Source organism: Clostridium sp. FP2 (assembly GCF_011065955.2).
Classification (GTDB): domain Bacteria; phylum Bacillota; class Clostridia; order Clostridiales; family Clostridiaceae; genus Clostridium_AD; species Clostridium_AD tagluense.
Map to the genome: position 1 here is coordinate 290,334 of NZ_JAAMNI020000001.1, position 15,633 is coordinate 305,966.

Consider the following 15,633-nt stretch of genomic DNA (forward strand, 5'->3'; position numbering starts at 1 on the left):
ATTTACTTTATCATATAAAAGGCGGTGTATTTAGTGAAACTTCAAATAGGTGGTTTTTTAGATAATTCATTAGTCAATGGAGACGGAATGAGATCTGTGCTCTTTGTGTCTGGCTGCATGCATAACTGTGAAAGTTGCCAAAATCAGCTTATGCAAAGTTTTGATTATGGTGATTCTGTTTTAGTAGGAGATATTTTGAAAAAAATAGCTAAGAATAGGCCTATAATAAAAGGGGTCACCTTTTCAGGAGGAGAACCTTTTGAAAGTGCATTAGCACTATCAAAATTGTCAGAAGGAATAAGGGATCAGGGATTAAATATTTGGTGTTATAGTGGATACACATATGACGAGATAATAAATAGTGAAGATAAAGATAAACTAGGGCTACTAAAATTTATAGATGTACTTATTGATGGTAAATTTCATGAAGAATTAAGGACAGATGCTAGTAAGTATACTGGTTCTTCCAATCAGAGGATCATTGATGTACAAAAGAGTATTTCAGAAAAAAAAATTATATTATGGAATAAATAAATATGCTAAAAAGTCATATGTTGCGTAAAATGCTATTTGAACGAACTTAGCATTTTACGCAATATATGACTTTGTTCTATTTAAATATAATTTAGTATTTTAACAGACAGTGATTCTCTTAATTCACCATTGATTATTAAGTTATTACTATCTATTTTTGAGGCGTTTTTCATATACATAAGAAATGTTTCTACCCCATCTAAGGGGAAGGACACTAGTGAAGTTTTATAGTGCATGGGTATAACTATTTTGGGATTTATTTTCTTAGTAACTTCCGCAGCTTCTTTACCATCCAGGGTGTAATTACCACCCACAGGAATAAACAATATGTCTACACTTCCAATAGCATCTATATCATCATTTGAAAGACTATGGCCTAAATCTCCTAAATGACATAAGGTATAATCATCCATCTTAAAAGTGAATATTATGTTATCACCACGCTTTGCGCCTTTATCTTTGTCGTGATAAGAGGGGGTACCTTTTATAGGTATATCACATATATAGAACACACCAATTTTATCTATGATTTTATAATTACCATTTAACTCTTTAGTATAATTATGATCAAAATGCTTATGACTTATAGTTACAATATCCGGACTTCCTTTATAAATTTCATATCCTAGTGTAGTATCAAATGGATCTGTTAAAAGCTTTCTACCTTTTGAATCCTGCAAAAGAAAGCAGGAATGACCTAGCCAAGTTATTTCCATGTAAATTCTCCTTTTATTAAATGATTTTTAAATATTTCACCTTAAATTGAAACAAATTGTCTCACTATACGTATTTTATAGAGAGACAATATTTTATATGACTATTTATCATTAAATTATGGCACATTTCATGGGGTAATATACTATTTTAAAAGTAAATATATTGAATTTGAATAAATTCTTGAAAAATATTTATAACTATAGAGATGGCAATATAATTATCTTAGAATTAATACCATAATTTACAAGAAGGCTTAAAATTATATAAATAATGATATAAATAATTAAATATGAAGGGTTAGGGGAGATTATATGAAAAATATCTTTAAAGCATTTACAATTATGATTTTAACTTTTGCATTGATTATACCTATGCAAATAATAGTTAAGGCTAGTACCTATGTAGATATGGGTCCTAAAAACGATGTGGTAGTTAGCAAGCCATGGACAGTGAATTTCAATAAATCACTGAGCCCTGCTACGGTTACTAGCACAAACATTAAGGTGGTTGGAGAAAATAATAATTACATAGACGTAAATGTTAGTTTAGCTAATGACAATAAAAAGGTAATAGTAAGTCCTGTAAAAAATTATGAATCTAATAAGACATATACCTTGATAGTTACGGAAAAGGTTAAATCTAATGATGGAGAGCCTCTTCCTAAAGAAGTTAGAATGAATTTTAATACCGAAACTATAAAACCAAGTATACCTACAAAACCAAGTGAGCTTACTGTATGTATAGATCCGGCGCAGTTCTATACAGAAAACACTGGTGTAAATGGTACTAAGGCTAAGGATATAAATTTAAATGTAGCGCTGAAACTAGGTAATATACTAAAAACAAGAGGATTCAATATAGTATACACCAGAAACGCTGATTCAGTACCTTGGACCATGGCTGGCGAGGATGATGCAAAAGCTGCAATAGCAAAGAATGCAAAGGCAGATGTATTTTTAAGTATAAATACTAATAGTGCTTCAAATACTGAGGCCGGTGGTATTGAAACATATTATCTATCTGATGCTTCTAATAATAAGCTACTAGCTAGTTCAATACAGGGAGAACTAATAAAGGCAACAGCGGCAAAGGATAGGGAAATAAAGGTAGCAATGGAAACGGGGAATTTTGGGATATTAAAAAAGACAAGCTGTCCTGCTATAATTATGGAATTAGGGTTCCTAAGCAATCCAAATGAAGAGATATTATTAAATAGCGACAAGTATCAAAATAATGCTGCAAAGGCTATAGCTAATGGGTTAATGAATTATGCTGGATTCGCAAATACAGATACGAGTTATGACTCTGTTTATGAAATATCTTCAGTGAAAGATATAATGGCTAATTTACAAGTGGGTGGCACATACACATTCCCTAAAATGGTGCAAGCTACTATGAGTAATAATTCAAAAAAAGATGTTGCAGTGGTGTGGTCTCAAAATTCAGTTTGTTTAAATAAAGTAGGGACTTATGCTTATGAAGGAGTTATAAAGGATTATGATACAAAAGCTAAAGTTATAATTAATGTTACTAAGAGCACCTACAAAGTAGTAATAGACCCAGGTCATGGAGGTGGAGACTCAGGAGCGGTAGGAGTAACGGGAACGCTGGAAAAGGATATAGTTTTGAAAATTTCTTTTAAAATAGGAGATATATTAGTTAAAAATGGTGTTGAAACGGTGTACACAAGAAAAAATGACAATATACCTTATTCCAGTAGTAATCAAGCCAGAAATCTTCAAGATAAATGTGATGTTTCAAATAACACTAAACCAGATTATTTTGTAAGCATTCATGCTAATTGGTTTGATAGTTCTACAGTTAGTGGCATCGAGACTTTTTATTTTAGTGGGAGTTCAGCTGGACAAAAGCTTGCTCAAAATGTCCAAACTGAATTAATTAAAGCAACTGGAAGAAAAGATAGGAAGATTAAACCTGTTACTACAGATTTATATGTTATAAGAAATACAAATGCTACGGCTATATTGGTAGAAACATCATTTCTATCTAATCCAGAAGAAGAAAAGCTGTTAAAAACTGAAGACTACCAAAACAAATTAGCAAAGGCAATTTCAACAGGTATTCTTAAGAGTTTAGGAATAACTAATATAGTATATTAATTTAAATTATTATAAAAAATCACCTACATAGTATTTTACTGTGTAGGTGATTTTTTAATGACTTAAAATATATAATTTAAATATCTAATAAGTTCTTTTTATAGTTGCTATAACAAAGTCTAAGTTCTTCCATTTGTGCATCTAATTCTAGTTGTAAGGCAGAAAGTTCCTTGTAGTTTTCAACTTTGGAAGCTTCTTTTATTTTAGTAAAGAGGCTAGTTTTAGAATAAGTATCCTTCATAATAAAATGTCTTAAATCATTGATTTTTTGCCAATTTGCTAAATCTAAATCTAAAGCCTTTTCAGGAGTATGAATCATTTTAGAATTTCGAATTTCTTCTGCATAAGCATTTAATACTCTATTATTTATTTCAGTAACCCATCTAGTGGTTATAGCCATTTTAAAACTATTTAGTAAACTAGGAGTAAATACACCGTGAGCCTTAAGAACTTCAAGTTTTTCAGGATATTCATCAAGTCCAAGAAGATTTTCATAAATAGTTTTAGGTGCTTTTCCAAAATACTCTTCGCGATCTTCATCTGTATAGAAATCAAATACATTTTCTTCACTTCGGTATGCTCTATGTTTTTCTAGATACTCACTGTCCTCGCCGGGTGCTTTAGATAATTCACTTAAAAGGTCATCTTCACATTTATTATTTTTTATTGCGTATACAAGCCCATCTAGCATGCCCATATATAAGGTGGCTAAAGCTAGATATGTATTAGTATGTGGATTTGGCGCTCTAAGCTCAAATCTTGTAGCAAGTGGATTATCAAGATCTCTTATTAGTGCTAAGAGTATAGATCTATTTCTTGAAGGAACATCCACACTGTGGCCAAGAGAAGTTACTATGCAAACAGGAGCCTCAAAACCAGGTTTTAATCTTCTTAGTGAATCATTTGTTGGAGAAATAAATGGATTTATTACTTCGTAATTTTTAAGTATACCCATGGCGCAGGCATAACCTATAGTGCTTAGGAAATGTTTTTTAGTAGAAGTAAATAAATTAACTCTTTTTCCGTTTTTTAATTTTACAGCTACACCAATATGAACATGTTTACCACTTCCAGCTACATCTTGCACAGGTTTGGCTAAAAAGGTAACATCTAAACTGTTGCGTCTAAAAGTTTCTCTTACTAAATTTCTTATAAATAGCTCATTATCCGCACATTGAAGAGCATCAGAAAACTTCCAATCTATCTCAAGCTGTTCCATAATATGAGTTAGAGAACCAGTTTCACCTAGTTGAGCTTTTACGCCACCAACCTCTTTATGTCCCATTTCTGGCTCGAAACCATAGTCTTCCATTAAAGTAAGGCATTGCTCTAAGGCAGTTCGAACACTTCCTTTAAGCCTACTCCAATATTGCTCTTTTAGTTCTTGAGAAGTGGATAGTTCCTCTATATCTGCGTCATCATTAGGTGTTTTTACCCAAAACTCTAATTCAGTAGCAGAGGTAAGTAGGATTTCATCAATATCTTCATAGGAAAAATCAAAAGAAGCGAGTGCAGATGGATATTCTTTGAATAAATTGTGAAGAGTTGTTTTAAAGCAGTTAATGGATTTTTTCAAGATAGACCTTGAATCTACTGGAATGTTATTATGTAATAATAAACATGGAATTTTTAAGGTTCCTACAGGCAATTTTGTTTCAAAATCAATGTTTTCATAATTGTAGTCTATGAACCAATTACAATCAAAATCTGCCAGCATGTCTGTTTTAGCATTATTTAGAGTTGCAATGCCTGGGAAGACTACAGATGAACCGTCAGTTTGTATAGCACCCTTCGCGAAACCACTAATGTCATTTAAAAATATAGTCATTGGAATTCTTTCATCGGTATCATTTCCAGATAGGTCAATACCTACTAGAGAAACGAATTTCACCTCAGAGTGGGCAAGTAGAATTTCTTTAATATCTTTGTCAGAATGATTTTCTTTTGGAATTACATAAATTAAATTTTTCAAAATAATCTTCCTCCTTTAAAATATATATTTTTATTTAAAAGCCAGTAAAACGACTCCATTAATATTTTTAGAAATAGAATTATATTCTCATTAAAATAATAATCTTATTTATAGAAGTGTAAGATTTTCTTTTAATACACAACTAAATAAAATGATTTTATTATAATAATGAAAGTATGTCAATGGAAAACATCATCAATTATAATTATTAACAAAATAATCAGGATATTTTGCAAGTATGGTAAAACATAAATTCATTTACGTAAACGTATTCTGTAGCTATTTATAGTTTAAAGTATCGTGAATTTCATTTTTATCTTATATTATATCACATATATTTATGAAAATATGCATATTTCACAATAAAAGTTGTAATTATAGGCATAAAACCATAGTAATAACGTACTATTTTAATAAAATAGACATGAATGTTCGCGAAAATAACTTTTAACAACATTTCAGCACCGAAGGTGATGATTTAACAACATTATAGCATGGAAAATACAATAAAAATTAAAAAGGAATTGACAATAAAAATTCATTATTATATAATCATAAGAAGTTCATATTGATTTATATTAATTATGACTAAAAAAAAGCTTTGATTAGGAAAAGTATTTAAGCAGGTAACTTGCAGAGAGTGGGGAAAGGTGCGAACCCATAGTGAAAGTTTGAAGAAAATCACCTAGGAGCTGAAGGCTGAAAATTTAGTAAGCTTATCCGTATTTCTGCGTTAAAGAATAAAGTATGATAGTACTTTAATTTGTATTTATGGTATAGGTGGCATAGCGAATTTAACTTCGTCCTATTTAGGGTGGAGTTTTTTTATATTTAAAAATATTGTAGTCCGAAGTTTATGAGCAGTTCCGAAGAGGATGAACAAGCCCCTAGGTGATGATTTAATTATTCCGAAAATTCAGTGGAATCTAAGCGTTTATTATTAAATGAAATAGAGAAAGGAGTTTTATTATGTACAAGAAAAATGATGCTTCAAAAAGTTTTATGGATATAGAAAAAGATATACTTAAGCTTTGGAAAGAAAAAGACATTATTCAAAAGAATTTTGATTTAAATGAGGGTGGAGAGTCCTTCACTTTTTATGATGGTCCACCAACAGCCAATGGTAAACCACATATAGGTCATGTTTTAACAAGAGTTATGAAGGATATAATTCCAAGATATAAGGTAATGAAAGGGTACAAAGTTCCTAGAAAAGCAGGGTGGGATACTCATGGCCTGCCAGTAGAACTTGAAATAGAAAAGAAACTTGGTATTTCTGGGAAACCAGGAATAGAAGCTTATGGAGTAGAAAAATTTGTAGTAGAATGTAAGGACAGTGTTTTTAGCTATGTTAATATGTGGAGAGAAATGTCTGAGAGAGTGGGTTACTGGATAGATATGGATAATCCTTATGTAACTTATCATAACAATTATATTGAATCAGTTTGGTGGGCATTAAAGCAAATGTGGGATAAGGACCTATTATACAAAGGTCATAAAGTAATGCCATATTGCCCAAGATGTGGGACTTCACTATCTTCTCATGAAGTAGGTCAAGGATATAAGGATGTAAAAGAAGCTTCAGCTTATGTAAAATTCAAGGTGAAAGGTGAAGACAAATCTATACTTGTTTGGACTACAACTCCTTGGACTCTTCCAAGCAATGTAGCACTTGCAGTTAATAAAAAATATGACTATGTTGAAGTGGTTCAAGAAAATGAGACTTTAATACTTTCAAAAAAACTACTTAGTAAATTAGATGGCGAGTATGAAGTGGTACGCGAATTTAAAGGAGAGGATCTTTTAGGCCTTGAATATGAGCAAATGTTTAATTTCTATACTCCTGAAGGTAAAGCTTTCTATATAGTCCATGGAGACTTTGTAACACTAACAGATGGTACAGGTATAGTTCATATAGCTCCTGCTTATGGTGAAGACGATAACTTGCTTGGAAAACAAAATGATTTACCACTTATTAATTTAGTTGATGTAGAAGGTAAATTCGTAGATTGTGTTACTCCATGGAAGGGTGTCTTTGTTAAAGATGCGGATGCTAAAATATTAGAATACCTAAAAGAAAATAATGTCTTATATAAAACAGAGAAATTCACACATTCATATCCACACTGTTGGAGATGTGATACACCACTTTTATATTATCCAAGAGATAGTTGGTTTGTAAGAATGTCTTCAGTAAGAGAAAAACTTGTAGAAAATAATAATAAGATTAATTGGATGCCAGATAACGTAAGAACGGGAAGAATGGGTAATTTCCTTGAAGGTGTTATAGACTGGAGTATAAGTAGAAGTAGATACTGGGGAACTCCACTTCCGATTTGGGAATGCAGCTGTGGTCACCGCGAAATGATAGGAAGTATAGCAGAACTTAATGAAAAGGGAATAGATGTTCCAGAAGGAATAGAACTTCATAAACCATTTATAGATAAGGTACATTTAAAATGTCCAAAATGTAATAAGTCAATGACTAGGGTAGAAGAAGTTATAGACTGCTGGTTTGACTCAGGATCAATGCCATTTGCACAACACCATTATCCATTTGAAAACAAAGAAATGTTTGAAGCTAATTTCCCAGCTCAATTTATTTCAGAAGCAGTAGATCAAACAAGAGGTTGGTTCTATACACTACTTGCAATATCTACTACTGTGTTTGATACAAACCCATTTGAAAACTGTATAGTACTTGGCCATGTCTTAGATAAAAACGGTATTAAGATGTCTAAGCATAAAGGGAATGTGCTCAGTCCGTTTACAGTGCTTGAGAATCAAGGAGCAGATGCTCTAAGATGGTATTTTTATACTGCTAGTGCTCCATGGCTTCCTTCAAGATTTTATGAAGATGCAGTTATTGATGCACAAAGAAAGTTTATAGGAACACTTTGGAATGTATATTCATTCTACATTTTATATGCTGATTTAGATAATTTTGATCCAACTAAATATGAGGATTTCGTGTCCCAAAATATTATGGACAAATGGATGATGTCAAAATTAAACTCATTAGTTAAGAATACGGATGATCATTTAACAAACTACAGAATAACTCAAGGAGCTATTGAACTTGAAGCCTTTGTTGATGAACTTTCTAATTGGTATGTAAGACGTAATAGATCAAGATACTGGGTAGAGTCACTTACAGATGATAAGATAGGCGCTTATATGACATTATATAGAGTTATCACAACTTTTGCTAAAATAGCAGCTCCTTTTATACCATTTGTAACAGAGGAATTATATCAAAATCTAGTAGTTACCTTTGACAAAAATGCACCAGAAAGTGTACATTTATGTGCATGGCCGCAGTATAGAGAAGACCTTGTGGATACTCTCTTAGAAGAAGAAATGGATAAGGCTTATAAGACTGTTAAACTAGGAAGAAGTGCTAGAAATGCTGCTAATATAAAAAATAGACAGCCACTAGCTAAAATGTTAGTTAGCCTTAGATCTCTTCCAGAATATTATGGAGATATAGTAAAAGAAGAACTTAACATTAAGGAAGTAGAGCTAGGAGCTGATCTTTCTAAATATGTTCAATTTGAAATAAAACCAAACCTTCCTGTATTAGGAAAACCATATGGTAAATTTATACCTGGCATCAAAAAAGCGATAGCTGCTATGAATCAGATGGAGCTTGCTCAAACAATAAATAATGGCGGAGTAGTTACTATAGATGTAAATGGAATAGAAATAGAATTAAATAGTGAAAGATTACTTGTTACTATGCAAGGCCTTTCCGGCTATGCATTTGCTGGAGAAGGCGAAATGGGAGTAGTCTTAGATACTAATATAACTGATGAACTTAAAGAAGAAGGAAACCTACGGGAGATCTTAAGCAAGATTCAAAACATGAGAAAAGAAAGTGGGTTTGAAGTTGCTGATAAGATTAGACTTTACGTTTCCGGAAATGAAATGCTTCAAAATGTAATTTTAAAATTTGAAGAGCAAATCAAACGAGATACATTATCAGTAGAAGTTATGCATAATATCAAAAGAGAATACAATGCAGTTAAGGTAAATGGAGAAGATTTGCAGCTCGCTGTAGAAAAAGTATAATTAGTAATTTTGGAAAGTATGCGATATTAGTCGCATACTTTCTTTTTAATCATAAAGTGCGGATATTATTGTAAAATTTATTTAAATGGGCAACACTATAACTATACTAATAGTTAAAAGTTCGCATTATAGCTTGAAATAAGGAGATTTTATAAGTATAATGATATAATAAGAAAAATAATCGGATAAAAAAATAGGAGTTGAGAATATGGCTGCTTCAATAAAAGATGTTGCAAGAGAAGCGGGAGTTTCTATTGCCACAGTATCTAGAGTTCTGAATGATATAGATGTGGTAAACGAAGACACTAAGAAAAAGGTAAAAGACGCTATAAAAAAATTATCATATAGACCCAATATAGTTGCTAGAAGTTTAAAAACACAAAAATCTAGCACAATAGGAATAATTATACCGGATATATCAAATCAATTTTATCCTGAAATAGTTAGAGGTTGTGAGGATGTAGCTAATATTTATAATTATAATATTATGCTTTGTAATGCGGATTTAGATTTAGATAAAGAAATGGAAGCACTAAGAATACTTAAAGAGAAAATGATAGATGGAGTCATATACATGAGTAATTCCATAGGTCAAAATATTATAAGTTTAATAAAAGAGCTTGAAATGCCAACAGTTTTAGTAGAAACTACAGATGAGGATGGAATATTTCCTAGCGTTTCTATTGACAACGTAATGGCAGCATCAGATGCGGTAAAATATTTGATAAATAAGGGCAATAAAAAAATTGCATATGTAGGTACCACTACAGAAAAAGTCAATGCCTTATCTAAAAGGTACACAGGTTATAAAAAGGGCCTCACGGAAATGGAAATAAACCTGGATAATGATTTAGTTTATTTTGGTGGAGTTAAGGCTAGAGATGGTTATGCGGGAATTAATGCTATATTAGATAAAGGCATGGAGATAGATTCAGTATTCTGCGCTAGTGATGAAATTGCCATGGGAGTAATAAATGCATTAAGAGATAGAGATATCAAAGTTCCAGAAGATGTAGATGTTATGGGTTTTGATGATATTTATTCAGCTTCAATATTTTATCCTAAACTTACTACCGTATCTCAACCAATGTATGATATGGGCTCTGTAAGTATGAGAATGCTTATAAAATCCATAAATAATTTAGTGGTTGATGAAAAACATTTTGTATTACCTTATAGAATAGTGGAGAGAGACTCCTGTAAATAATTATAAGTCTTGTTAAAACGAATTCTGTTTTAATAAGACTTTTTACATTATTTGGATGTGACTTATATTGCAGCTTCGAAGAAGATGATTTAATTAAGATGTTGGAGGTAACAAAACTTTGGATATTAATAATAAAGTAGAAAAAGTATTTTCCTATTTATTAAGCATTAAAAATATGAATGAGAAAACTATAAGAAATATTAATGAATATGAAAGTGTATATTGGCAAAAAGAAATTCAAAATACTCCTGGAATTACATTTAATTGCGATGAGAATAAGGATTATTGGTTAACTATAGATGAGAGAACAAAGGTGTTATATAGTAAGTTTCAAAAAATATATTTGCAATTAGAAAAAAATAGTGAGGATTTAGAGATAATTTGGTCAAATGGGCTTTTAACTTGGCAAAAGGAAGATAAAGAAATAGTCCATCCTATTTTTACAACTAAGATGGAAATAAAATTTGACTCCATGAAAAAAGCATTTACGTTAAAGCCGTATAATAATCAAACCAATGTGGAACTTGAGTTTTTAAATGAATACTTAGAGGTAAACCTAGATAGTTTACTAGTTCTTCGCAATAAAGCAAAAGACATGGCTTTAGATGTGAGAAATATCGAAAGGGCTTCAAAAATTTTTGAAGAGATAGCTATGCTTTTAAATGCCCAGGAAGAAGGGTTCTATGTTAAGGAACTAAGTTCAAAGGAAGATATACTAGTCCAAGCTAATATACGATTTTACAATGCACCGTGCATAATACTACGCAAGGTGGACACAAGACTTTGGAATATGGAACTAAATGATGTGCTGTCGCAAATAAGAGCGGGAGTTCCTATTCCTAAAACTATAGAGGCACTGGTCTCAGAGAGTGAAGTAGTACAAGATATTGAAATGCGGGGTGAGTGGAAGGAAGTAGGAGAGGATGTGTTATTTCCACTGCCTGCTAGTCGAGAGCAGATGGAAATAACTAAAAGATTGGCTGAGAACTATGGCATTGTTGTACAGGGGCCACCAGGTACTGGCAAAAGCCATTCTATAGCTAATTTAATATGTCATTTATTGGCGCATGGTAAAAGGGTACTAGTTACAAGTCAAACAGATAGGGCATTAAGAGTTTTATCTAATAAAATACCAGAAGAAGTTAGGGCATTATGCATTTCAATATTGGGGAATGATACAAAATCACTGGAAGAATTGGATGAGTCTGTTAGAAAAATAACAGAAAATTTATCCATGGATACTAAAGAATTACGTAAAGAAATAAAGCTACTAAAATATAAACTTATTAAATGCCGTGATTCACAGAAAAATTTATATGGAGATTTAAAATGTATTGAAGATAGAGAGAATGAGAAAATAGAATATGAGGGTCGAAAATATACATTAATGGATATGGCCAGGTGGGTTAAAGATAATGAAAATGATTATTCGTGGATAGTAGATAAGCTTGCATTTAATAAGGAACAGCCATTGTGCACTGAAGAATTTAAAAAGCTAGTTTCATTATCAGGTACAATTAAAAAAGAGCAAATTTATGAAGTAAATAACATGAAGAAGTATATAGGAGTACTGCCTAAAGAAATTGATCTATGTGATAAAACAGCAGAATTATTTAAATTAGAACAGCAGAAGCAAATTCATGAGGATAATATTAAAGAGTGGAATAATGTAGATTCTATAGATTATGGAAATAGAAGGCTTTTAAAACTTGTAGATGATGCCATAGAAAGGCTTGAAGGGTTTGAAAACAACTGGCTAAATAATGTGATGACTCATTATTACTCTAATAATGAGTCAAAGGTATTTTGGCAACAATTAGTAGAAAAATGTAATGAGTATACAAAAAACATAAATAAAATAAGGCAAGAATTAAATAATCATAAATTAGAGCTACCAAAGGATGTTGATATAAACAAATTCAAAAATGACTTTGAGGTTGTAGCAAAAGCGATTAGAGAAAAAGGCAAACTTGGAATCATATTCAAGATGCTTCATGGAAATCTTAAATATTTATTTGAAGGCGTTAAGGTGGATTATGAGCTTATAAATAATAGCGATCAAATAGTGGTGGTTGATTTATATATAAAACTGAAGCTATTAGAAAGAAAACTTAAAAATTTTTGGAACAATACAATAAAAGATTATGGCACAGTGATTATAGATGAAACAGACAGAAACTATATAAGTGAATTGTCTGTGGATATTAAAAGTATTCAAAGTATTATGGACTTTGACAAGGACTTTAGAAATAATATAATTAATTTTTTGCCGAGTAAGAATATCACCAGTAAAAGTTCGTCTGGTAAAGATTTGACCGGCAAATCTTTGACCGTCAAAACTTTGACGAGTAATCTATCTTGGTATGAAAAAGAAACATATATTTATCTTAAAAAGGGATTCGAGAGTTTAAAGCATATAAATAAATATAATAAATTGTGCTGTGAAATTGAAGAAATAAAGAAGACCTTTAATAATATAGGTTGCTTAGAAAAATTACAAAATGCTATAAGCAAAAGGAGCATTGAGGACATAAAAGCTGTTTATGTAGAAATAGATAGTCTAATGAAAGTAGCTCATCAGGTGTTAGAATTAAAAGAGCTAAGTAATAAATTACAAGCATGTTGTCCAATACTACTTAAAAATATAACAAATGGTGAAGATGAAATTATGAAGAAATCACAGTGCACAGATTGGGAAAAGGCATGGAAGTGGAGAAAATGGAATGATTTCTTGTGTGAATTAGACGGAGAATCTGTAGAATCTCTAGAGAAAAATATAACTCGCGAAAAAAATAAAGAAAAATATATTGTAGGAGAGCTTGTTTCTAAAAGAAGTTGGCTTAATCAAATAGAGCGTACTACTGAAGCTCAAAAAAGAAGCTTATTCACATGGATGGAAGCTATAAAAAGGATAGGAAAAGGGACAGGTACTCAGGCGGTAAAGTATAGAAAAATTGCACAAAAGGAAATGGACAATTGCAAAGATGTAATTCCTGTGTGGATTATGCCAATAAATAGGGTTATGGAAAATTTAAAGCTTACAGATAATTTATTTGATGTGGTAATTGTGGATGAGAGCAGTCAAAGTGACATATCAGCTATAACGGTATTAATGAGGGCTAAGAAGGCAATTATTGTAGGAGATGAAAAGCAAATAAGTCCTGAAGCCATTGGAAAGGACCATACTGTTGTAGAAACTTTAATTAATACATATTTAGAAGATATCCCACATTCAGAATGGTTTGATTTAAAAACTAGTTTATATAATACAGCTCTAAGAGTATTTCCAAACAGGTTATTATTAAAGGAGCACTTTAGATGCGTGCCAGAGATAATTGGTTTTAGCAATGCATTATGTTATGCTAATGAAATAATACCTTTAAGAAGAATAGAGGCCACTCAAAAAGTTGGTCCATTTATAGTAACATCTAAAGTTATAGGCGGATTAAGGGATGAAGCTAAGGCACTAAATACACTGGAGGCACACCGCCTTGTAGACAAGATATTAGAGTGCTGTAGTGATAAGAAGTATATTGGAATGACTATGGGAGTTATATCACTTCTAGGTGATGCACAAGCTGAATTAATCCAAAGTGAGTTAGTAGAAAGACTTGGCATGGAGGAAATGTTACAAAGAAGGCTTATCTGTGGAGATGCTTATTCATTCCAAGGGGACGAGCGAGATGTGATGTTCCTATCTATGGTTATTGCAAATAATGCTAAATTCGCAGCTCTAACTAAAGGCTCAGATATAAGAAGGTTTAACGTAGCTGCCAGTCGCGCAAGAAATCAAATGTGGTTATTTCACTCAGTAGATTTAGAGAACCTTAATAATAAATGTGTTAGGTACTCCTTATTAAAATATTGCCTTGAGCAGAATCAGCCTAAGGAAGAACTTAAATCCTCTGAGTATTTATTATTAAATGATTTTGAGCAGCATATAGAAAAGAGTATAAAAGGCATTGGATATAAGCTTACACCAAAAGTTAAGCTTGGGAAATATACTATAGATTTTGTTGTAGAAACAGATTTATCATCTGAAATTCAAGGCGCTAATTATAAAAAAATAGCAGTTCAGTGTATTGGAATGCCTTCGGATGAAGATTATAATTGGCCAAAGAACTATGAAATGCAGATGTGTCTTGAAAGGATGGGTTGGGAATTTTATAAAATACGTGCTAGTGAATTCTATAGAAATCCAAGTGCAGTTATGGAGAGATTGAAACAAAAATTAAACAATTTAATTATATAGTTATCATAATAGCAATATACGAAAGTATAAATATACTAAAGTATAAATCTTTTTGATAAGAGGGTGAGAGGGATGACTAGCGAAGTGAATAATATGATGTGGATGATATGGAAAAATAGCGAAGGAGAATCCTTTAAAGTAGGAGAATTATCTAGACGAGGAGAAAAGTACTATTTCAAATATGATATTTCAGGTGTGGAAAAGGCTGAAGAATATGGATTCTCTCCATTGCCCAATTTACCTAGAATAGATGTAGAGTACTTTAGAGAAGAATTATTTAGTTCATTTTTAAACCGCATTCCTGGGAATGATAAAAGGGATGCAAGCTCTATTTTAAAGCAATATAACCTTAAGCAATATGATGCATTTGAATTACTAAAAAAAAGCGGAGGTAAAATTTCAACAGATAGCTTTGAATTTGTTCCACCTTTTGATGAAGAGTGCATTGGTTTAGAAGAAAAATAAATATGCTTAAATATAAAGTGTGTAGGATGGAAATATATATTTTCCTCCTACACACTTTATATTTTATAACTACACAAATTTTAGACTTTAGGAAATATTGAAAATTCATTAAAAGTATCATCAGGGTCATTATTATGCTTATCATGGTAGTTGTTATCTTTCGCTACATAGGCTCCTGTGGAACTTACGAGCGCTCTAAACTCTCCAAAATAATTCTCATCAGGCATGCCATCAAAAGGGTAAGGCGTATCTTTAGGGGACATAGTTTAATTCTTCCTTTCACAATATATTTTTA

The 15,633-nt window shown here is 31.6% G+C and carries 9 protein-coding genes and 1 other annotated feature; of the genes, 6 read left to right on the forward strand and 3 right to left on the reverse strand.

Annotated elements, in window-relative coordinates; genetic code table 11:
* Positions 1-33 precede the first annotated feature (33 nt).
* The gene (nrdG, locus tag G9F71_RS01405; protein ID WP_164950324.1) at positions 34-534 is read left to right on the forward strand and encodes an anaerobic ribonucleoside-triphosphate reductase activating protein; all 501 of its coding nucleotides are present in this window, start codon (positions 34-36) and stop codon (positions 532-534) included.
* A gap of 80 nt (positions 535-614) precedes the next feature.
* On the opposite strand, the gene G9F71_RS01410 is transcribed toward nrdG, so the two are convergent.
* Entirely contained in the window at positions 615-1,250 is a 636-nt protein-coding gene (locus G9F71_RS01410) for an MBL fold metallo-hydrolase (protein ID WP_164950325.1), read from the reverse strand.
* Between the two features lie 312 nt (positions 1,251-1,562).
* Between G9F71_RS01410 and G9F71_RS01415 the strand changes: the two genes are divergently transcribed.
* Entirely contained in the window at positions 1,563-3,371 is a 1,809-nt protein-coding gene (locus tag G9F71_RS01415) for an N-acetylmuramoyl-L-alanine amidase (RefSeq protein ID WP_164950326.1), read from the forward strand.
* Positions 3,372-3,447: 76 nt separating this feature from the next.
* Here the strand turns inward: G9F71_RS01415 and G9F71_RS01420 are convergent, their stop codons facing one another.
* Positions 3,448-5,346 carry a glutamine synthetase gene (locus G9F71_RS01420; protein WP_164950447.1) on the reverse strand — a complete coding sequence of 633 codons (1,899 nt, stop codon included), beginning with the start codon at positions 5,344-5,346 and terminating at the stop codon, positions 3,448-3,450.
* 589 nt (positions 5,347-5,935) lie between these two features.
* Positions 5,936-6,154: a binding site (T-box leader), on the forward strand.
* Between the two features lie 158 nt (positions 6,155-6,312).
* On the opposite strand from G9F71_RS01420, the gene ileS reads away from it, so the two are divergent.
* From ileS to G9F71_RS01440, 4 genes are all read left to right on the forward strand, one after another.
* Positions 6,313-9,414, forward strand: coding sequence for an isoleucine--tRNA ligase (gene ileS, locus G9F71_RS01425; RefSeq protein WP_164950327.1), 3,102 nt, complete (start codon positions 6,313-6,315; stop codon positions 9,412-9,414).
* Positions 9,415-9,622: 208 nt separating this feature from the next.
* Entirely contained in the window at positions 9,623-10,621 is a 999-nt protein-coding gene (locus tag G9F71_RS01430) for a LacI family DNA-binding transcriptional regulator (RefSeq protein ID WP_164950328.1), read from the forward strand.
* 118 nt (positions 10,622-10,739) lie between these two features.
* Complete coding sequence (locus G9F71_RS01435; RefSeq protein WP_164950329.1) at positions 10,740-14,873, forward strand: AAA domain-containing protein; 4,134 nt, start codon at positions 10,740-10,742, stop codon at positions 14,871-14,873.
* 72 nt (positions 14,874-14,945) lie between these two features.
* On the forward strand, positions 14,946-15,338 hold the full coding sequence (locus tag G9F71_RS01440) for a HipA N-terminal domain-containing protein (RefSeq protein WP_164950330.1): 393 nt from the start codon (positions 14,946-14,948) through the stop codon (positions 15,336-15,338).
* A gap of 80 nt (positions 15,339-15,418) precedes the next feature.
* Here the strand turns inward: G9F71_RS01440 and G9F71_RS01445 are convergent, their stop codons facing one another.
* Positions 15,419-15,601, reverse strand: coding sequence for a hypothetical protein (locus G9F71_RS01445; RefSeq protein WP_164950331.1), 183 nt, complete (start codon positions 15,599-15,601; stop codon positions 15,419-15,421).
* Between the last annotated feature and the right edge of the window lie 32 nt (positions 15,602-15,633).

Bases quoted from the DNA above. Each gene is read 5' to 3' on its own strand.
- G9F71_RS01410 (WP_164950325.1), bottom strand. From the start codon at position 1,250: ATGGAAATAACTTGGCTAGGTCATTCCTGCTTTCTTTTGCAGGATTCA.
- G9F71_RS01415 (WP_164950326.1), top strand. From the start codon at position 1,563: ATGAAAAATATCTTTAAAGCATTTACAATTATGATTTTAACTTTTGCA.
- ileS (WP_164950327.1), top strand. From the start codon at position 6,313: ATGTACAAGAAAAATGATGCTTCAAAAAGTTTTATGGATATAGAAAAA.
- G9F71_RS01430 (WP_164950328.1), top strand. From the start codon at position 9,623: ATGGCTGCTTCAATAAAAGATGTTGCAAGAGAAGCGGGAGTTTCTATT.
- G9F71_RS01440 (WP_164950330.1), top strand. From the start codon at position 14,946: ATGACTAGCGAAGTGAATAATATGATGTGGATGATATGGAAAAATAGC.
- G9F71_RS01445 (WP_164950331.1), bottom strand. From the start codon at position 15,601: ATGTCCCCTAAAGATACGCCTTACCCTTTTGATGGCATGCCTGATGAG.